This is a genomic window from Microbacterium oleivorans, from assembly GCF_023715745.1.
GTDB lineage: Bacteria > Actinomycetota > Actinomycetes > Actinomycetales > Microbacteriaceae > Microbacterium > Microbacterium oleivorans_D.
Genome location: NZ_JAMBOV010000003.1, coordinates 527,131 through 546,365 on the forward strand (window position 1 = coordinate 527,131; position 19,235 = coordinate 546,365).

Annotated in this window: 17 protein-coding genes and 2 tRNA genes; 6 read left to right on the top strand and 13 right to left on the bottom strand. The window is 69.8% G+C overall.

Annotated features, from left to right (window positions below; genetic code table 11):
- Nucleotide 1 precedes the first annotated feature (1 nt).
- A complete protein-coding gene (gene leuC / locus M3190_RS10545; RefSeq protein ID WP_251581121.1) occupies nt 2–1,444 on the bottom strand; it encodes a 3-isopropylmalate dehydratase large subunit in 1,443 nt (480 codons plus the stop codon).
- A 226-nt stretch (nt 1,445–1,670) separates the two neighbouring features.
- Between leuC and M3190_RS10550 the strand changes: the two genes are divergently transcribed.
- Together M3190_RS10550 and M3190_RS10555 are read left to right on the top strand one after the other, a co-directional pair.
- Complete coding sequence (locus M3190_RS10550) at nt 1,671–2,987, top strand: O-acetylhomoserine aminocarboxypropyltransferase/cysteine synthase family protein (protein WP_251581123.1); 1,317 nt, start codon at nt 1,671–1,673, stop codon at nt 2,985–2,987.
- Nucleotides 2,984–4,294, top strand: a complete 1,311-nt coding sequence (locus M3190_RS10555; protein ID WP_251581125.1) for an LLM class flavin-dependent oxidoreductase — start codon at nt 2,984–2,986, stop codon at nt 4,292–4,294. Before M3190_RS10550 ends, M3190_RS10555 begins: the two co-directional genes overlap by 4 nt.
- A 9-nt stretch (nt 4,295–4,303) precedes the next feature.
- On the opposite strand, the gene M3190_RS10560 is transcribed toward M3190_RS10555, so the two are convergent.
- On the bottom strand, nt 4,304–5,389 hold the full coding sequence (locus M3190_RS10560) for a TerC family protein (protein WP_251581127.1): 1,086 nt from the start codon (nt 5,387–5,389) through the stop codon (nt 4,304–4,306).
- Between the two features lie 105 nt (nt 5,390–5,494).
- Between M3190_RS10560 and M3190_RS10565 the strand changes: the two genes are divergently transcribed.
- Together M3190_RS10565 and M3190_RS10570 are read left to right on the top strand one after the other, a co-directional pair.
- A complete protein-coding gene (locus tag M3190_RS10565; RefSeq protein ID WP_251581266.1) occupies nt 5,495–6,055 on the top strand; it encodes an RNA polymerase sigma factor in 561 nt (186 codons plus the stop codon).
- The gene (locus tag M3190_RS10570; protein ID WP_251581129.1) at nt 6,052–7,116 is read left to right on the top strand and encodes a DUF4349 domain-containing protein; all 1,065 of its coding nucleotides are present in this window, start codon (nt 6,052–6,054) and stop codon (nt 7,114–7,116) included. Before M3190_RS10565 ends, M3190_RS10570 begins: the two co-directional genes overlap by 4 nt.
- A gap of 44 nt (nt 7,117–7,160) precedes the next feature.
- On the opposite strand, the gene M3190_RS10575 is transcribed toward M3190_RS10570, so the two are convergent.
- Nucleotides 7,161–7,236 (bottom strand) — tRNA-Glu (locus M3190_RS10575).
- A 115-nt stretch (nt 7,237–7,351) separates the two neighbouring features.
- Here M3190_RS10575 and M3190_RS10580 point away from each other — a divergent pair.
- On the top strand, nt 7,352–7,990 hold the full coding sequence (locus tag M3190_RS10580) for an MBL fold metallo-hydrolase (RefSeq protein ID WP_251581131.1): 639 nt from the start codon (nt 7,352–7,354) through the stop codon (nt 7,988–7,990).
- A 72-nt stretch (nt 7,991–8,062) separates the two neighbouring features.
- Here M3190_RS10580 and M3190_RS10585 read toward each other — a convergent pair whose 3' ends face one another.
- The 5 genes from M3190_RS10585 to M3190_RS10605 form a co-directional block, all read right to left on the bottom strand.
- Complete coding sequence (locus M3190_RS10585) at nt 8,063–8,332, bottom strand: HPr family phosphocarrier protein (RefSeq protein WP_064001929.1); 270 nt, start codon at nt 8,330–8,332, stop codon at nt 8,063–8,065.
- Nucleotides 8,333–8,366: 34 nt separating this feature from the next.
- On the bottom strand, nt 8,367–10,427 hold the full coding sequence (locus M3190_RS10590) for a PTS fructose transporter subunit IIABC (RefSeq protein ID WP_251581133.1): 2,061 nt from the start codon (nt 10,425–10,427) through the stop codon (nt 8,367–8,369).
- Entirely contained in the window at nt 10,420–11,400 is a 981-nt protein-coding gene (locus M3190_RS10595) for a 1-phosphofructokinase family hexose kinase (RefSeq protein WP_251581136.1), read from the bottom strand. The genes M3190_RS10590 and M3190_RS10595 overlap by 8 nt, the downstream gene beginning before the upstream one ends.
- Nucleotides 11,397–12,179: a DeoR/GlpR family DNA-binding transcription regulator gene (locus tag M3190_RS10600; RefSeq protein WP_251581138.1), complete on the bottom strand. Its 783-nt coding sequence runs from the start codon at nt 12,177–12,179 to the stop codon at nt 11,397–11,399. Before M3190_RS10600 ends, M3190_RS10595 begins: the two co-directional genes overlap by 4 nt.
- A 119-nt stretch (nt 12,180–12,298) precedes the next feature.
- Entirely contained in the window at nt 12,299–13,072 is a 774-nt protein-coding gene (locus tag M3190_RS10605; RefSeq protein ID WP_251581140.1) for a hypothetical protein, read from the bottom strand.
- A gap of 122 nt (nt 13,073–13,194) precedes the next feature.
- Here M3190_RS10605 and M3190_RS10610 point away from each other — a divergent pair, with 122 nt between their 5' ends.
- Nucleotides 13,195–15,207: a DUF262 domain-containing protein gene (locus tag M3190_RS10610; protein ID WP_251581142.1), complete on the top strand. Its 2,013-nt coding sequence runs from the start codon at nt 13,195–13,197 to the stop codon at nt 15,205–15,207.
- Between the two features lie 3 nt (nt 15,208–15,210).
- Here M3190_RS10610 and M3190_RS10615 read toward each other — a convergent pair whose 3' ends face one another.
- From M3190_RS10615 to M3190_RS10635, 5 genes are all read right to left on the bottom strand, one after another.
- Nucleotides 15,211–15,435 carry a hypothetical protein gene (locus tag M3190_RS10615; RefSeq protein WP_251581144.1) on the bottom strand — a complete coding sequence of 75 codons (225 nt, stop codon included), beginning with the start codon at nt 15,433–15,435 and terminating at the stop codon, nt 15,211–15,213.
- Nucleotides 15,436–15,520: 85 nt separating this feature from the next.
- Nucleotides 15,521–15,592, bottom strand: a tRNA-Gln gene (locus M3190_RS10620).
- Nucleotides 15,593–15,682: 90 nt separating this feature from the next.
- A complete protein-coding gene (gene gltX, locus M3190_RS10625) occupies nt 15,683–17,197 on the bottom strand; it encodes a glutamate--tRNA ligase (protein WP_251581146.1) in 1,515 nt (504 codons plus the stop codon).
- A 40-nt stretch (nt 17,198–17,237) separates the two neighbouring features.
- Nucleotides 17,238–18,473 carry an MFS transporter gene (locus tag M3190_RS10630; RefSeq protein ID WP_251581148.1) on the bottom strand — a complete coding sequence of 412 codons (1,236 nt, stop codon included), beginning with the start codon at nt 18,471–18,473 and terminating at the stop codon, nt 17,238–17,240.
- The gene (locus tag M3190_RS10635) at nt 18,466–19,233 is read right to left on the bottom strand and encodes a fumarylacetoacetate hydrolase family protein (RefSeq protein WP_251581150.1); all 768 of its coding nucleotides are present in this window, start codon (nt 19,231–19,233) and stop codon (nt 18,466–18,468) included. Before M3190_RS10635 ends, M3190_RS10630 begins: the two co-directional genes overlap by 8 nt.
- Between the last annotated feature and the right edge of the window lie 2 nt (nt 19,234–19,235).

Sequence of the window (19,235 nt, forward strand, 5' to 3'; positions counted from 1 at the left end):
GTCAGACCTCCGTCAGAGCCAGTGCGTCGAGATCGCTCGGGCTGGCGAGCCGGCCGAGCACGGCGGTCGCGGCGGCGACCTGAGGCGAGACGAGGTGCGTGCGACCGCCCTTGCCCTGGCGACCCTCGAAGTTGCGGTTGCTGGTCGAGGCGCACCGCTCACCGGGAGCGAGCTGATCGGGATTCATCCCGAGACACATCGAGCAGCCGGCGAAGCGCCATTCCGCCCCGAAGTCGGTGAACACCTTGTCGAGCCCCTCCGCCTCGGCTTCCAGGCGGACGCGTGCCGATCCGGGGACCACCATGACGCGCACCCCCTCCGCTTTGGTGCGTCCGCGCACGATTGAGGCGAACTGCCGCAGATCCTCGATGCGGCTGTTCGTGCAGGAGCCCATGAAGACGGCATCCACCGCCACGTCCTTCAGGGCGGTGCCAGGAGCCAGGTCCATGTACTCGAGTGCCCGCTCGGCCGCGGCGCGCTCGTTCGGGTCGCTCATCTCGGCGGGGTCGGGGACGACGCCGTTCAGGTTGACCCCCTGACCGGGGTTGGTGCCCCAGGTCACGAAGGGCTCGAGTTCGTCGGCGTCGAGGAAGACCTCGGCGTCGTACACGGCACCCTCGTCGGAGGGGAGCGTGCGCCAGTAGGCGACCGCCTCGTCCCAGTCCGCGCCCCGGGGAGCGTGCGGCTTGTCCTTGACGTAGGCGAAAGTGGTCTCGTCCGGGGCGATCATGCCCGCCCGGGCGCCCGCCTCGATGGACATGTTGCACATCGTCATCCGGCCCTCCATCGAGAGGGAACGGATGGCGGAGCCGCGGAACTCGAGCACGTAGCCCTGCCCGCCGTTCGCGCCGATCTTCGCGATGATCGCGAGGATGATGTCCTTCGCGCTCACGCCGGGCTTGAGCGTCCCCTCGACGGTGATGGCCATCGTCTTGAACGGCTTCAGCGGCAGGGTCTGGGTGGCCAGGACGTGCTCGACCTCGCTCGTCCCGATGCCGAACGCCATGGCGCCGAACGCACCGTGCGTCGAGGTGTGCGAGTCGCCGCAGACGACCGTGATGCCGGGCATGGTCAGACCGAGCTGCGGGCCGACGACGTGGACGATGCCCTGCTCCTTGTCCCCCAGCGAGTGCAGCCGCACACCGAACTCCGCGGCGTTGCGTCGCAGAGTCTCGATCTGCGTACGGCTCGTCAGGTCGGCGATCGGCTTGTCGATCTCGAGCGTCGGGGTGTTGTGGTCCTCCGTCGCGATCGTGAGGTCGAGGCGGCGCACGGGGCGGCCCTCGGCGCGGAGGCCGTCGAACGCCTGCGGACTCGTCACCTCATGGACCAGGTGGAGGTCGATGTAGATGAGGTCGGGGCTGCCGTCCTCACCCTTCACGACGAGGTGGTCGTCCCACACCTTCTCGGCGAGGGTCCGGGGACGGTCGGGAATCGTGCTCATGGTGTCTCCTGATGTCGGATGGCGCCCGCGACAGCCTCCGCGACGAGAGAGGGCTCAGAGCGAGGTCTCGTCGCGGCCGATAAGGAGTCGAGCGGTCCGCACCGCGTCAGACTACCACCGGGTCCGCCGGGGCGAGGCGCGCCCGGCGCGTAACACCACGTCTCACGGACTCCGCCCGCCGCCCGCGACGTGGCACGCTGTGTGGCCTGAGGGACAGGAGACGACGATGACGGAGCGAACCGCCGAGGGGTTCACGACGCGACAGGTCCACGTGGGGACGGATGCCGCGGCGGCCACCCCGCGCGCCGTGCCGATCCATCTCACGGCGGGGTTCACCTTCGACTCGTTCGACGAGGCCGCCGCTCACTTCGGGGCGGGCGACGGCTTCGGCTACACCCGTACGGGCAACCCGACGGTCGACGCCGTCGAACGCAAGCTCGCGTCGCTGGAGGGCGGCGCAGAGGCCGTTCTGCTCGCGTCCGGACAGGCGGCGCTCGCGGTGGCGCTGCTCGGACTCGTCACCGCCGGTTCGCACATCGTCAGTTCCACGCACATCTACGAGGGGACGCGGGGGCTCCTCGTCGACAACCTCGCCCGGCTCGGTGTCGAGACGACCTTCGTCGACGACATCCGCGACCCGGATGCCTGGCGTCGCGCGATCAGGCCCGAGACCCGTGTGCTGCTCGGCGAATCGATCGCGAACGCCCGCAACGACGTGCTGGACGTCGCCTCCGTCGCCGCGGTCGGCGAGGAGGTCGGGATCCCCCTCATCGTCGACAACACGTTCGCGACGCCCTACCTGCTCCGTCCTCTCGAGCACGGCGCCGCGATCGTCGTCCACTCCGCGAGCAAGTTCCTCGCCGGGCAGGGCGCCGTCCTCGGCGGTGTCATCATCGACGACGGGCGATTCGACGCGTCCCGCTCCGGCCACCTCTTCCCGCACCTCGTCGAGGGCTCCGCGGTCACGCCGAGCGCCTGGGATCGCCATGGCGGACGCGCCCGCATCGCGCACCTGCGAGAGAGCGTCGCACCCCGCTTCGGTCCCACGCCGTCGCCGCTCACCGCGTTCCTCATCGGCCAGGGCGTCGAGACGCTCAGCCTGCGTGTGCAACGGCAGTCCGAGAACGCGCTCGCCGTCGCCCGGTGGCTCGCAGAACACCCCGAGGTGGAGTCGGTCGACTACGTCGGTCTGGCGTCGCACCCCACCCACGACCTCGCCCGGTCCTACCTCCGCGGCGGGTACGGCTCGGTCTTCACCGTGACGCTGCGGGGCGGACTCCCCGCTGCCCGCTCCTTCGTCGAGGAGGTGTCGGTCATCACCCACATGACCCACCTCGGCGACGTACGGTCCTTGGTCCTGCACCCGGGTACGACCAGCCATGCCCGGCGCTCCCCCGCCGAGCGTGCGACCCTGGGCGTCCACCCCGGCACCCTCCGGTTGTCGATCGGCATCGAGGACGTCGACGACCTGCTCGCGGATCTCGCGCGCGGGCTCACGGCCGCGGCATCCGCTCTGACCGCGGACGTGGCGGTGGTCGCATGAGCCGACCGCAGCACTTCGGATGGTTCCTCGCGCGCGGTTTCGGGCCGCACGGGTGGGGCCACCCGTACCTCGATTGGGACTACGACTGGACATCGCCGGCGCTGTACCAGGACGCCGTCCGCACGCTCGAGCAGGCCGGATTCGATCTGCTCATCATCGAGGACGCCCCTTCGCTCGGATCCGCCGAGACCATCGATCTGCGCGTGCGGCAGGCGTTCGGCGGCCCGAAGCTCGATCCCCTCCTGCTGGCGCCGTACCTCTTCGCCGCCACCGAGCGCATCGGCATCGTCCCGACGGTGAACCCCGCCGCGACCCTGCCCTACACCGCCGCCCGGCAGTTCGCGACGCTGCAGCATCTCAGCGGCCATCGGCTCGGGCTGAACGTCGTCACCGACACCGGCAGCGCACGTCACTTCTCCACCGCGGCCCAGCTCGGGCACGACGCGGCGTACGACCGCGCGGAGGAATGGATGACCGCGGTGCGCGATCTCTGGCGCAGCTGGCCCGAGGGCGCGCTCATCGCCGATGCCGCGGCGGGTCGCTATGCCGACGGGACGAAGCTCCGCCCGACGGTCCACCGCGGCGACTACTTCGCCTTCGATGGTCCGCTCAATGCGATCCCGTTCACGGACGGCGAACCCGTCATCGTCTCGCCCGGCGGTTCGCCCCGCGGCCTCGGCTTCGCGGGCGCCAACTCGGACGTGCAGCTCGCACTCGCCCCGATGACGGAGGAGTCCGTCCGCGGCTACCGGCGCCGCATCCACGAGGCCGCGACCGCGGCGGGCCGTCGGCCCGAGGACATCACGATCCTCTTCGCGATCCAACCCGTCGTCGTGTCCTCCGCGGAGGAAGCGGACCGGATCGTGGCGGCGTCGCTCGACCCCGACGAGGCGACCCTCCGCTGGATCGCCGAGCGCCAGTCCAGCGACCTCGAGACGGACCTCACGGGCCTCGATCTCGACCGACCGCTGGATCGGGGGATCCTCGGCGAGCACGTCTCGCACGGCAGCATCCGCCGCCTCGTCGGCGATCACGAGGAGGATGCGCCGCTGCGGCGGATCCTCTCCGCGCACGCGAGGAAGGGTCGTCTGCACGACGGCTCCGGCTGGGTCGGGACCGCCGAGGAACTCGCCGACCGCATCGACGAGTACGGCTCCTGGGGCAACGACGGCGTGCTTCTGTGGGGCGACCTCCATCCCGTCACGGTGCACCGCACGCTCGACGAGCTCGTCCCGATCCTGCGTCGTCGGGGCATCCTGCGACGGGAGTATGAACCCACCCTCCGGGCGAATCTCCGCCCGTTCTGAGGCGGCGCGTCAGTCCTTCTCGGACGGGCGGGGGTCGACCGTCGAGGGCGTGCCCTGCTCGTCGGCGACATCCTCCGCATGGTGGACCGGGGTGGGCCCCGTCGCCGGAATCGGCTCCCGCAACCCTTCGCGGCGCGCGGCGATGAGGCTCGCGACGGTCGCGACGACCATCGAGGCGACGATCACCCCGAGCGAGACCCAGGTGGAGATCTCCGGCGCCCACTCGATGTGCTCGCCGCCGTTGATGAAGGGCAGCTCGTTCTCGTGCATCGCGTGCAGGACGAGCTTCACGCCGATGAAGGCGAGGATGAAGGCGATGCCGAAGTGCAGGTACTTGAGGCGGTCGAGCAGACCACCCAGGAGGAAGTAGAGCTGACGCAGGCCCATGAGGGCGAAGATGTTCGCCGTGAAGACGATGAACGCGCTCTGGGTGATGCCGAAGATGGCCGGGATGGAGTCGATCGCGAAGAGCAGGTCGGTCATGCCCAGCGCGGCGAAGACGATCACCATGGGGGTGAAGACCTTCTTGCCGTCGATGACGGTGCGCACCTTCGCGCCGTCGTACTCCTCGCTGATCGACATGCGTCGACGCAGCGCCCGGACGATGAAGCTCTCCTTCTTCTCCTCCTCGTCGTCGTCCTCGCTCGAGAAGGCCTGCTTCCAGGCCGTGTAGATCAAGAAGAGCCCGAAGAGGTAGAAGACCCAGCTGAACTGCTCGATGATCGCCGCGCCCAGCAGGATGAAGATGCCGCGCAGGATCAACGCGATGATGATGCCCACCATCAGCACCTTCTGCTGCGCCGCTCGGGGCACCGAGAACTGACTCATGATGAGGACGAAGACGAACAGGTTGTCGATCGATAGGCTGTACTCCGTGAGCCACCCCGCGACGAACTGGCCCGCGTACTCGCCGTTCGTGACCCCGAGCATGATGAGCGCGAACACGAGCGCGAGAGCGACGTAGAAGACGACCCAGAGCGTCGATTCCTTCGTCGACGGCACGTGAGGCCGCTTGATGATCAGCAGCAGGTCGGCGACGAGGATGAGCGTCAGGACGACCAGCGAGCCGACCTCGAACCAGAGGGGAAGCTCCATGAGGGCCTTTCATGCGGGGGGCGACCCCCAGAGTACCTTTCGAGGTGCCTGAGACGATGCTCCGTGACGCGACACTCCCCCATCGACAGAACGAACGAGGATGCCATGGCCGACCCGCTCGCGAGGCGTGACGCGGACCTGGTGGCCGCCGCCGCGCGTGGCGATCAGCAGGCCTTCCGCGAGCTCTACCGCGCCTACGCGAAGCCGGTGTACTGGCTGGCTCACGGCCTCCTCGGGAACACAGCCGATGCGGAGGACGTCATGCAGGAGACCTTCCTGGTCGCGTGGCGGCGACTGCCGGCCCTGGAGCTGGTGAGCGAGTCGCTGCTGCCGTGGCTCGTGACCATCTGCCGCTTCCAGAGCGCGAACCGGATGCGGCGCCAGCGCCGCGATCGGCTCCACACCGCCGGGGCCGTCGAGGAGACGATCCCCGCCGCCGTCGACGTCGAGGACCAGGTGATCGGCACGGATCTCGCGGAACGCGTCCTGGCGGAGCTCGGGACCCTCTCGCCCCTAGACCAGCAGATCTTCCGTCTCTGTGCCACGGAGGGATACGCCTACGCGGCCGCGGCGGCGGAGCTCGGCATCTCGCACGCGGTCGTCCGCAACCGCCTCTCACGGGTGCGGACACGGCTGCGCACCGTCGTGGGATCGGAGGGATCATGACCCGGCACGAGATCGAGCTCCCCGACCTCACGCAGGAGAGACAGGACGACATCGAGGCCGCACTCTTCGCCGAGATCCGCGAAGAGGTCTCGCGATCCCCTGCTTCCTCGCAACGGCGACGGCGCCGCGGGTGGGCCTACACCGGCGCGGCGGCCGCCGTCATCGTCGTCGCAGGCTTCGTCGGGCCCGCCCTCGGCGGCCCGACAGCGGGCGAATCCGTCAGCGTGTACGACCAGAGCGCCGGCGGCGCCGTCGCGCCCGAATCGGGCGGCGATCTCGGCGGGGATTCCGGCGGCGACCAGGAAGGGAGCGGCACGGCATCCACAGCGGGTCGTGAGGTGGTCGCCACCGCCTCGACGGTCCTCGAGGCGACGGATCCCGCTGCCGCCGTCGCCGAGATCGGAGACCGGGCCGAGGCATCCGGCGGCTACGTCGAGTCGATGAACGTGTCGGCCGCCGCGCCTGCCGAGACGACGGGAGCCGATGCCGTGTCGTCCACCGGCGGCACCTGGGTCACCGTGCGTGTCCCGGCCGACGGGCTCACCACGTTCCTCACCGGCCTCGACGACCTCGGCGAGGTCACGTCGTCCGAGATCACCCGCGAGGACGTCACCGCGCAGTCGACCGATCTGCGGGCCCGCATCTCGGCGCTGCAGACCTCGGTCGACCGGCTGGAGGGGCTCATCTCGGATGCCGCGACCACGGCCGACCTGCTGACCGCCGAGGAGGCGCTGTCGCAGCGTCAGGCGGAACTCGATTCTCTCCTGGCGCAGTCCGAGGCGCTCGCGGACGAGGTCGCCCTGTCGAGTGCGACCGTCACGGTCGTCGAGCCGGGCGAGGTCGTCGCCGCCGACCCGCAGGGGTTCGGGGACGGGTTCTCGACGGGATGGAGTGCGCTCGTCGCGACCCTCAACGGGATCGTCGTCGGCCTGGGATTCCTGCTCCCGTGGCTGGCAGTCGCCGGCATCGTCGTCGCCGTCGTCCAGCTCGTGCGTCGTGCTCGTCGCCGCGCACGACGGCGCGCAGAACCGCTGGAGGACGGACAGCCCGCGGCACGCTGAAACGACGACACCCCCGACCGTATCGGTCGGGGGTGTCGTCACCGTGGTGACCCCAGCGGGATTCGAACCCGCGTTACCGCCGTGAGAGGGCGGCGTACTAGGCCGCTATACGATGGGGCCGTACTTTTTCGTTCCCTCCCTGCGGAGGCAACCGTTCAATTATGCATGACGTTCACAGCCGTGCAAAATCGGCGCCCCCTTGCCTCACGCGCCCCTTCGTGAGTTGACTGGGACGATGCGCGTCACGAAGCACGAACATGCCTGCCTCCGCCTCGACAGCGAAGGTAAGAGCCTCCTCATCGACCCCGGTTCCTTCACCCTGCCCCTCGACGGTCTGAACGATCTGGTCGGCGTGATCCTCACGCACGAGCACCCGGACCACTGGACCCCCGCCCAGCTCGACGCCGTCCTCTCCCAGGCGCCGGGTGTGCCGATCTTCGGGCCTGCGGGTGTCGTGGCCGCGGCATCCGATTACGACGTCACCGCGGTGGAAGTCGGCGACGAACTGGAGCTGGGTCCCTTCCGACTCCGCTTCTTCGGCGGCACCCACAGCGTGATCCACGAGTCGATCCCCGTCATCGACAACCTCGGCGTCCTCGTGAACGACGACTTCTACTACCCGGGCGACTCCTACGCCGTCCCCGAGGGCATCGAGGTCGGTCTGCTCGCGGCGCCCATCGGCGCACCGTGGCTGAAGATCGGCGAGGCGATGGACTACGTGCTCGCCGTGAAGCCGCGCCGCGCCTTCGGCACGCACGACATGACGCTTTCCCGCGCGGGTCTCGCGATGCACCGTGACCGGCTGAAGTGGGCGACGGAGCAGAACGGCGGCGAGTTCGTCACCCTCGATCCGGGAGAATCGACCGACCTCTGACATCGCACGCACGAACGACGGATGCCGCGGGGCTTTCGCTCCGCGGCATCCGTCGTTCGTGGGGGTCGAGACTCACTCGGCGTCGTGATCCGTCTCGATGAAGGCGACGAGCTTGTCGAGCGCCTCCTCGGCGCCCTCTCCCTCGGCCTTGAGCGTGACGACCGTGCCCTGCGTCGCGCCCAGACCCATCAGGGTCAGGATGCTGCCGGCGTTCTGGTCGGGGCCACCGGGAACGGCGATCGTGACGGGAACGCCCGTCTCCTTGACCGCCTGCACGAAGAGCTTGGCGGGGCGGGCGTGCAGTCCGGAGCTGCTCGCGACGGTTGCGGTCCGTTCGGCCATGGTGGATCTTCCTCCTTGAGTCGGTGTATCGAGACTATGCCGTCACGGCCACGGCAGGCACATCGGCGTCGACCGGACGGCGGCGCACGAAGCGCTTGAGGAGAACGACGGCGACGGCGCTGACGACGGTGCCCGCGGCGATCGCGACCAGCCAGAGCCAGAAGCTGTCGATGGCGAAGAAGACGAACACGCCGCCGTGGGGGGCCCGGGAGGTGACCGCGAAGGCCATCGACAGGGCGCCGGTCACCGCGCCTCCGAGCATCATCGCCGGGATGACGCGGAAGACATCCGCTGCGGCGAACGGGATCGCGCCCTCCGAGATGAACGCCGCGCCGAGCAGCCAGGCCGCCTTGCCGTTCTCGCGCTCGGGAGCCGTGAAGAGCTTCCGGCCGAGGACGGTCGACGCGAGTGCCATCGCGAGGGGCGGAACCATTCCGGCCGCCATGACCGCGGCCATGATCTGCAGGTAACGCTCGTCGCCGGCGATGCCGGCCGCGAGGTTCGCCGTCGCGAAACCGTACGCGACCTTGTTGACCGGGCCACCGAGGTCGAAGCACATCATGAGACCGAGGATGATGCCGAGCAGGATGACGCCGGCCCCGGTGAGCCCCGCGAGCCAGCCGTTCAGCGCGACCGTGAGTGCGGCGATCGGTCCGCCGAACACGAGCAGCAGGAGCCCGGAGGCGAAGATCGACCCGAGCAGCGGGATGATGACGACCGGCATGAGGCCACGCAGCCAGCGCGGTACGTCCAGGCGGTTCAGCCACCACGCCGCGAGGCCGGCGAGCAGACCGCCGACGATGGCGCCGATGAAGCCGGCGCCCATGAACACCGCCGTCGCACCCGCGACGAACCCGGGCGCGATGCCCGGACGGTCGGCGAGACCGTAGGCGATGTAGCCCGCGAGGGCCGGCACGAGGAAGCCGAAGGACAGACCACCGATCTGGAACGCCACGGCTCCCAGGTAGTACAGCAGCCCCTCCGGCGGCAGATTCGCGAGTGTGAAGTTCTGCAGCGTGTACACCGCGTTGTTCACCGTCTGGCCGTCGGCGGTGTTGGCGATCTCATAGCCGGCCATCGCGAAACCCAGCGCGATCAGCAGACCGCCGCCGGCGACGAACGGGATCATGTAGCTGACACCGGTGAGGAGCGAGCGCTTGATCGCCCCGCCCAGAGAGGTCGGTGCGGCCGCGGACGCCGTGCTCGCCGTCGCCGAACCGGACACGCGCGCGGCGTTCGGGTTCTTCGCGGCGGCGACGGCCTCGCGGATCATCTGCGCGGGCTGCTCGATCCCGCGCTTCACGCCGGCGCGGACGACCGGCTTGCCGGCGAACCGCGCCTGCTCGCGGACGTCGACGTCGACGGCGAAGATGACGGCATCGGCCTCGTCGATGATGCGCTGGTCGATCGCCTTGTAACCGCTCGATCCCTGGGGCTCGACGGTGAGGTCGACGCCCTCCTTCTGGCCGGTCGCCGTCAGGGCGTCGGCGGCCATGAAGGTGTGGGCGATGCCGGTGGCGCAGGCGGTCACCGCGACGATGCGCGCAGGGCGACCGTCGATGAGGAGGGCTTCGTCGGCGGACGCGGGCGTCGGCGCGGCGGCGCGCGCCTCGGCGCGGGACGCAGGAGCCTGCGCCGCGGGCGCGTCCGAGATGGCCTCGCGGACGATGGCCACGACCTCCTCGGGGCTCCGGGCGGCGCGCAGACCCGCGGTGAAGTCATCGCGCATGAGGCTGCGGGCGAGCTTGGACAGGACGGCGAGGTGCTCCTCGGCAGCCGTGTCAGGGGCGGCGATGAGGAAGACGAGGTCCGCCCCGCCGTCCTCCGCGCCGAAGTCGACGCCGGGGTTCAGCCGCGCGAAGGCGAGCGACGCCTGGGTGACCGCGGCGCTCTTCGCGTGCGGGATGGCGATCCCGCCGGGCAGACCGGTCTCGTCCTTCTCCTCACGGGCCCACGCGTCGTCCGCGAGGCGGGCACCGTCGGTGGCCCTCCCCTGCGCGGCGACGCGCTGGGCGAGCGCGTCGATGACGGCGCGCTTGTCGGCGCCGAGCGGCTCGTCGATACTGACGAGTTCCGCGGTGATGATCTCAGTCACGGTGACCTCCAGTGGTCGGGTTGTTCGTCGAGAGTCGTCGCACCGGCACGTCGCCGGTCGACAGGTCGTTCGGGGTCGGGGGTTGGGTGCCGGGGAGCGATGCGGCCGCCGATCCGTAGCGGATGCCGGAGCGCAACCGCTCCTCGGGTGCGGCACCGGCGGTCTCGGCGAGGAGGTACCCGGCGAGCGAGCTGTCGCCGGCACCCACGGTGCTGCGCACGCGCGTCGTCGGCGGCGTCCCGTGCCAGGCGCCGTCGGGCGTGACCAGCACCGCCCCGTCGCCGCCGAGCGTCACGAGCGCTGCGCCGACGTATGCCGGCACGAGCTCCTCAGCGATCGCCGCGACCGCGTCGGGGAGCGCGAGCGACGCGTCGAGGTCGCGACCTGCGAGCTCCACCAGTTCTTCGTCGTTGGGCTTGATGAGGTCGGGGCGTCCCGCCGCGACGACGGCCGCCAGTGCGGGTCCGGACGTGTCGACCGCGACGCGGGGAGCGGCGGTGCCCCACGCGGACCGGACGGCCTCGGTGACGGTCACGTAGTAGTCCACGGGAAGGCCCGGCGCGAGCGATCCGGCGAGGACGAGCCACGAGGCGCCCTCCGATGCGGCGACGACCGCCGCGGTGAGGGCGGCGGCATCCGCTTCGCTGAACTCGGCCCCGGGGAGGTTGAGCTTCGTCGTCGTTCCGTCGGGGTCGGCGATCGTGATGTTGGCGCGTGTGGCGCCGTCGTGCGGCACGGTGCGGACCGGAACGGCGGTCGCCCTCAACGCGGTCGCGAAGGGGTCGGCCGTGTCGAGGGGAAGGACCGCGAGGGTGGGGCGGGATGCCACGGCGACCACTCGCGCGACGTTGATCCCCTTGCCGCCCGCGTCCTCACGGACGCCGAGTGCGCTCTGGACCTCGCCGTGCTGCAGGGGCGCGGCGAGCGAGACGGCGCGGTCGAGGGACGGGTTGGTCGTGACGGTGACGATCATGCGACCTGCACCTCCACGTCGGCGTCACGCAGCGCGCCCGAGAGGGTGCCCGCGGGAGCGATGTCGGTGAGGAGCACGTCGACCTCGCTCAGCGATGCGAACGAGACGAGGAGCTCGGCGTCGAACTTGTCGCCGTCGGCGACCACCACGATGCGGCGGGCCGAGGCGACGATCGCACGCTTCACTGCGGCTTCGTCGGGGTCCGGCGTGCTGAGGCCGAAGGCGGCCGAGAGGCCGTTCGTCCCCAGGAAGGCGATGTCCGGGCGCAGTCGACTGATCGCCTCGACGGTCTGCGCACCCACCGCGGCGGCGGTCAAGCCGCGCACACGGCCGCCGATGGCGGTCAGTCCGACCGCCGGTGCACCGGCGAGGATGTGCGCGACGGACATGGAGTGCGTCACGACCTCGAGGTCGCCGGCCGGGTGCGGTCCCGTTGCGAGCAGCTGTGCGATGGCTCCCGTCGTCGTGCCCGCGTCCAGGTAGACGGCACCGTCGAGCTCAGCGCCGAGGAGTTCGACGGCGGCGCGGGCGATGACCTGCTTGGCGCCGCTGCGCTGACCCGATCGCTCCGCCACCGAGACCTCGGCCGTGCTGGCGCGAGCGCGATGGACCGCCCCACCGTGGACCCGACGGACGAGCCCCACGCGCTCAAGGGCGGCGAGATCACGACGGACCGTCTCGGTGGTCACTCCGAAGCGGTCGGCGAGGTCGAGCACGGCGACGCGGCCATCCGTGGCGATCAGCTGCTCGATCTGCTGCTGGCGCTCCGTTGCGTACATGTGATCCTCCTCGAACAAGTCCACACGCTACAACAGAATCCAACACGAAACAAGATTGCGATATGCGACGACGCCCCCGACCGTCGGCCGGGGGCGTCGTCGGTGGGACTACGTCGAGGTCAGGCCTCGCTCATCGCGAGCACCTCGCGCTGGCCGCGTGCCGCGAGCGCGGCGGCACGTGCGGCGATCCGGCGCTCCTGCTCGGCCTGGGCGGCGTCGATCGTCTCCTGGTCGAGCGGGACGCTCTCGACCTTGTTCACGCCGTTGTACTTCGCCAGGTAAGCGTCGAGCTCGGGGCCGGACTCCCACGAGGTGATGAGGCAGTAGCGGGGCGCGTCACCCGGGTGGTACGCCGCGTGCCACAGGCGCTGCGTGTCGATGACGAGCTGCGCGCCGGCGGGCAGAGCGATACGGGTCTCACCACTCGGGTCGGTGCGGTTGTCGCGCAGGACGAAGAAGCTGTCCTTGTCGTCGGTGAGGTTGAAGAAGCTGCGGACGACCCAGCCCGTGCCGTCCGGATTCAGCCGGTTGTTGTCGTCCTGGTGCAGGTTGTACAGGGCGTCGGCGTACGTGTTGGGCTGCAGTTCGATGATGCGGCAGCGTCCGACGTTCGAGCCGGGCTCGAGGGCGCGCTCGGTGAGCGTGGGGGCCTTCTCCGTCTGCGACGGGATCCAGACGCCGTCCTTGTCGGTGCGCGGCGGCTGGTGGTTCCAGAAGCCGTTGCACTCGATCTCGCCCTTGGCCGAGGCCAGCGGTGCGAACCGGGTGTCGCCCGAGGACTTCCAGTCGACGTACTCGACGTCGAGCCACTCCTTCGGGTCGATGTCCTTGCCGTACATGTCGAGGACGGCGTAGCCCGTCTCCTCGAGCAGAGCACTCTTGATGTAACCCATGCGGATCAACCTTTCTGTCGGGCGAGCGAAGTTTTTACAGGCCCGACTTAGGCAAGCCTACCTAGCCGCTCCGAGAGCCTCAGTAGACTCGACCGGGAATTTCGAGGAGCGATTCGGAGAACATGAGCAGCGCCACGAACGTCGATGCGACCGCCGTCAACACGATCGATTGGCTCTCCGCCTCGGACACCACGATCGTCGTGCCGGTCTACCAGCGGCAGTACCGCTGGGACATCGGCGGGTGCGAGCAGCTGCTCGGTGACATCCGGTCCGTCGCGGCCACCGGCGACGGTCAGACGCATTTCATCGGCTCCATCCTCTCGACGGCGAGCACCTCGGCGCACGACGACGCCCACCTCGTCCTGATCGACGGGCAGCAGCGCGTGACGACGTTGATGCTGCTGGTCGCCGCCCTCCACCACACCCTTCGGGACGACGACCCGTCACTCGCGGCCGAGCTCGAGTCGGTCCTCGTGCGCCGCGACGATCCGACGCGGACCAAGCTGCGTCCTCACGCGGCGTGGGCAGACGTGTTCGAGAGCGTCGTCCTGGACCGCCGCTCCCCCGCCGACGAGGAGCGTTCGTCGCGCTTCGACGACAACTACGCGTTCTTCCGGAGTCAGATCCGCCCCGACGAAGCCGCAGACATCTGGCGCGGTCTGCGCAAACTCGAGCACGTGTCCATCACGCTCGGCGCGGGCGCGAACGCTCAGCAGATCTTCGAGAGCCTGAACTCCACCGGCGAACCGCTCCGCGACCACGAGCTCATCCACAACTACGTCCTCATGGGACTCACGCACGCTGAACAGAGCGAGATCGAGAACGAGTTCTGGCTCCCCATCGAACGCAACACCGGCGAGCAGATCGGGGCGTTCTGGCGCGACTACCTCGTGATGCTGACGGGTCGGGAGGTCCTCGTGGAGGGTGAGCGCGGCGTCTACGACGCGTTCCGTCACGAGTTCCCGCGCCTCGATCGCGACACCCTCCGCACACGCGCGCACCAATGGCGCGAGCTGTCGGAGATCTACAGGCTGCTCCTCGAGCCCGCGAAGGCGACGGATGCCGTTGCCTCCCGACACTTCGAGGCCATCAACACCCTGGGCCGCGGCATGTACCCTCTCGCGATGCGGCTGTACCGCGACCGCCTGCACGGTGAGCTGCCGGCATCCGATCTGTCACTCGCGCTGACCCACGTGGAGTCCCTGCTGCTGCGTCGGACCGTGGTGGGCCTGCCCATCGATCGGCTCGTCGCGAGGTTCTGCCGCGCGGCCGACGAGGGCATGGACGCCCTCACGCTCGCCATCGCCCGGATCACTCCATCGGACGAACGCACCCGGGTCGGTCTGCGCTACGGCGATCTGCCTCACGCAGGCTTCGTCCTCGCCCGTCTGGCGGGCGTCGAGGCGGATGCCGACGTCGTCCTCGAGCACGTCCTGCCCGTCGCGCCCTCGGACGACTGGACGGGAGACGGCGTGCGCCGGTGGGCGGACCTGAGCGACGACGAGCAGAACGCCCACCGCGCGCTGGTGAACACGCTCGGCAATCTGACGCTCCTCGAGGAGGACGCGGCCGATCGCGTGTTCGACGCCTCGTTCCCCGAGAAGCGATCCGCGTACGCCTCGAGCGGCGTGGGATCCACGCGTCAGATCGCGGCGGCCGACGCATGGTCGACTGCGCAGATCACCGCCCGGACCGAGGAGCTGACCGCACGCTTCATGGCGACCTGGCGCCGACCCGGTGTCGTGGCGATCGACGATGACAACCTGACACCCATCCTCGACGCGAAGAAGCGACGCGGGTGGCCGCGGGGCTGGCAGCGCGAGTTCGACTACGTCGAGTACCGGGGCGAGCACTGGGACGTGCGGGACGTCCGGTACCTGTTCAACCGCGTCTTCGCCCGCCTCTGGGCCGACTCGCGTCAGAGCGTCATCGACTACAGCGCGCGCCAGGGCGGCCCCGTCTACCCGGCGATGGCGTGGAACGGTCAGTGGGATCAGCTGGGCGAAGGTCAGTACCTCTACCTCGGCTGGGATTCGAAGTACATGCTGACTGCCGTGCAGGGCGTGCTCGAAGAGGCCGGCTGGGCGTCGGAGGTCTTCGTCAAGTACTCCTACATCGGCGACGCGATGCGCTGAGCCTCAGTCTCCGTCGGCACCGTCCCCGCCGTCCGGAGCCGGAACGGGATCGACCGGGATCTCGATCCACGTCGCCGTGGTGGGCGACATGGAGAGCAGGTCCGGAGACCAGTCCGAGACCGCGGGCCCGTCCCCCAGCCGCTCCACGGGGTTTCGCGGCTCCATCGGTTCGGCGGGGAGCCCTGCCCATTCCGACGGTTCTTCGGGTCGCTGCGTGAAGAGTCCCATGCGACCATTGTGCGCCTGTTACGCTGATCCGCGCACCGGTTCCAGCAAAAGCAAAACCCCCGCCGGAGCGGGGGTTTTCTTCTTGCTGGGGTACCTGGACTCGAACCAAGAACAACTGAACCAGAATCAGCCGTGTTGCCAATTACACCATACCCCACCGGGTTTCAACCGGAGTCGTACCGAGGATCAAGCTTAGCCCACGGCACGGCCCCGGCCAAACCGGACGCGCATCCCGAGCGCGTCGGGCTCAGCTGCGCGCGGCCCGCAGCCGCTCGAGACGCTCGAGGGTGACGGGCTTGCCGAGGAGCTCCATCGATTCGAACAGCGGCGGCGAGACGCGGCGACCGCTCAGCGCCACGCGCGCCGGGCCGTACGCGACGCGCGGCTTGAGGCCCAGCCCGTCGATGAGGGATGCCGCGAGTGCCGACTGGATCGAGTCGGCGACGAAGTCGCCCTCCGGCAGCGCCTGAAGCGCCTCGATCGACGCGGCGAGCACCTCCGCGGCGTTCGCCGGCAACCCCTTCAGCGCGTCCTCGTCGTAGGACTCGACGTCGCGGAACAGGAAGCCGAGCAGTCCAGGCGCATCGCCGAGCATCTGCATGCGCTCCTGCACGAGCGGCGCCGCCTTCGCGAGCATCTCCCGCTGCGCATCCGTCGGCGGCGTGCTGACCACACCGGCGCCGACCAGGTAGGGCACCAGGCGTGACGCGAAGTCGGCGGGCTCCAGCATCCGGATGTGGTCGCCGTTGATCGACTCGGCCTTCTTCTGGTCGAAGCGGGCCGGGTTCGGGTTGACGTCGACGATGTCGAACGCCTCGATGAGCTCCTGACGCGAGAACACGTCGCGATCGGCCGCGATCGACCAGCCGAGGAGGGCGAGGTAGTTCAGGAGGCCCTCGTGAATGAAGCCCTTCTCCCGCTGCAGGAAGAGGTCGGCCTTGGGGTCGCGCTTGGAGAGCTTCTTCGTGCCCTCCTCCCCCAGCACGAGCGGCATGTGCGCGAACCGCGGGACGAAGGTCGTCACACCGGCGTCGATCAGCGCGCTGTAGAGAGCGAGCTGACGAGCGGTCGACGGCATGAGGTCTTCGCCGCGCAGCACGTGGGTGATGCCCATCAGTGCGTCGTCGACGGGGTTCGTGAAGGTGTAGAGCGGGATGCCGCCGGCACGGACGACGACGAAGTCGGGGAACGAGCCGGCCGGGAAGGTGACCTCGCCGCGGATGAGGTCGACGTAGGTCACGTCCTCGTCCGGCACGCGCAGACGCCACGCGGGCTCGCGCCCCTCCGCGCGGAACGCGGCCTTCTGCTCGTCCGTCAGCGTGCGGTCGAAGTTGTCGTAGCCGAGCTGCTTCGCGCGACCGTTCGCCTCGTTGCGGGCGTCGATCTCCTCGGCCGTCGAGTACGACTCGTAGACGGCGCCGCTCGCGATCAGCGTGTCGAGGACCTCGCGGTAGATGTCGTGGCGCTGCGACTGCCGGTACGGCTCGTGCGGACCGCCCTTCTCGACTCCCTCATCCCAGTCGATCTCGAGCCAGGTCAACGCGTCGACGAGCTGGCGGTAGCTCTCCTCGCTGTCGCGGGCGGCATCCGTGTCCTCCACGCGGAAGATCATCTTGCCGCCGGTGTGCCGCGCGTAGGCCCAGTTGAACAGGGCGGTGCGGACCATCCCGACGTGGGGGAGCCCCGTCGGCGAGGGGCAGAACCGGACGCGGACGTCGGAGCCGGAGGCGGTCGTGGTGAGGGGGTGCGGTGCAGTGGACATCGCCCTCAAGTCTACGACCGGCGCCGCGCCCGCCCCGCGCTCAGCGGCGTGCGTAGGGCGACAAGACCGTGATCGCGACGACGATCGCGAGGGCGACGAGGGCGAGCCCGCCGTAGCCGATGAGACCGAGGATGCCGCCGGCGAGGACGGCGCCGATCGCTGCGGACAGGGTCATCGCGGTGTCGCTGCGCCCCTGTCGCCGCGGTCGCAGTTCGGTCGGGGTGGCCTCGGTCAGCAGCGCCGCACCGCCGACGGTCGCGGCACTCCAGCCGAGGCCCAGGAGCAGGAGGGCGACGAGCACTGCAGCCGGCGAGTCGGGGGCGACGGCCGCGGTCAGGAGCGACGCGGCGAGGATCCCCTGCCCCAGGAGAATCGTCTGCAGCCGGCCCCACCGGTCGGCGAGGATGCCGAACACCGGCGACAGGCCGTACATGCCGAACACGTGCAGCGCGATCGTGACACCCACGATGGTCGTGACGTTCCGGGGGTCGAGGTGGGACAGGTGAACCGGCGTCATGGCCATCACCGAGGCCATCGTGACGTGGGAGCCGGCCACGGCGAACACGGCGTACCGCGCGACGACCGGCCGATCGGGCTCGTCGACCCGCGGCGCTCCGGGATCTCGGGAGCGGGCGATCTGCTGCGCGACCCTCAGCGGGTCAGGGCGCAGCGCCGCCACGTAGAGCACGAGGGCGAGCGTCTGCGCGACGATCGAGAACGCGTACGACCCGGTGAGGGGCGGCATCCCGAGCCACCGGCCGACGGCCTCGCCGGGTGTCAGCATGAGTGGGCCGACCACACCGCCGACGGTCGTCGCCCAGACCACGGTGCCGAGGTCGCGTCCGCGGCGCCCCTGCCCCGACAGGTCGGTCGCGGCGAACCGCGACTGCAGGTTCCCCGCGTTCCCGGCGCCGATGAGGATGACGCCCGCAAGCAGGAGAGGGAACGATCGCAGCGCGGCCGAGGTGATCACGACGGCGATCCCGACCAGCGCCAGAAGGTTCCCCAGTGTCAGCGCCCGCCGTCGCCCATGCGCCGAGGCCAGACGGGCGAGCGGGATCGCGCAGAGCGCGGCACCGAGGGTGACGGATGCCGTCGCGAACCCCGACAGCGACTCCTCACCCGACAGATCCGCCGCCAGGAGAGCGCCGAGCGACACGGTCGCGCCGAACGCGACACCGCCGAGCACTTGACCGGCAGCGAGGACCGTGACGGTGCGTCGCTGGATGCGTGCGACGTCCGACGCCGTGGCGGAGAGTTCTCCTCCGTCAGGCATTCCGCGCCGTGTTGCGCAGGATGCCGAGACCCGTGATCTCCACCTCGAGCACATCTCCGGCGTGGAACTCCCCGATCCCTGCCGGTGTGCCCGTCAGGATGACGTCGCCAGGCAGGAGCGTGAAGGCGGCCGACGCGTAGGCGATGATGTCGGGGACCGAGTGGACCATGTCCGAGATCGGACCGTCCTGCCGGACCTCGCCGTTGACCCGCGAGACGATCCGCGCACCACCGTCGAGGTCGAACTCCGTCTCGATGATCGGCCCGAGCGGGCAGAACGTGTCGAAGCCCTTGGCGCGGGACCACTGGCCGTCGGAACGCTGCAGGTCGCGAGCCGTGATGTCGTTGCCGATCGTGTAGCCGAAGACGTAGTCGAGCGCCTTGTCGGCCGAGACGTTCTTCGCGACACGACCGATGACGACGGCGAGCTCGCCCTCGTAATCGGTGCGCTGTGACTGCGGCGGCCGCACGATCGCGTCGTCGGGTCCGATCACGGACGTGTTGGGCTTGAGGAACAGCAGCGGCTCGCTGGGCGCCTCGCCCCCCATCTCGGCAGCGTGGTCGCGGTAGTTCTTGCCGACGCACACGATCTTCGAACGAGGGATCGACGGCGCCAGAAGGGTGATCTCCGCAAGGGGGATCCGCTCCCCCGTCGTCTCGAACCCGGCGAACATCGGGTCGCCGGCGAGCTCGACGACCTCTTTCTCGTCGATGATGCCGTAGCGGATGGCCTCGTTGCGGCTGTACCGGACGATGCGCACGG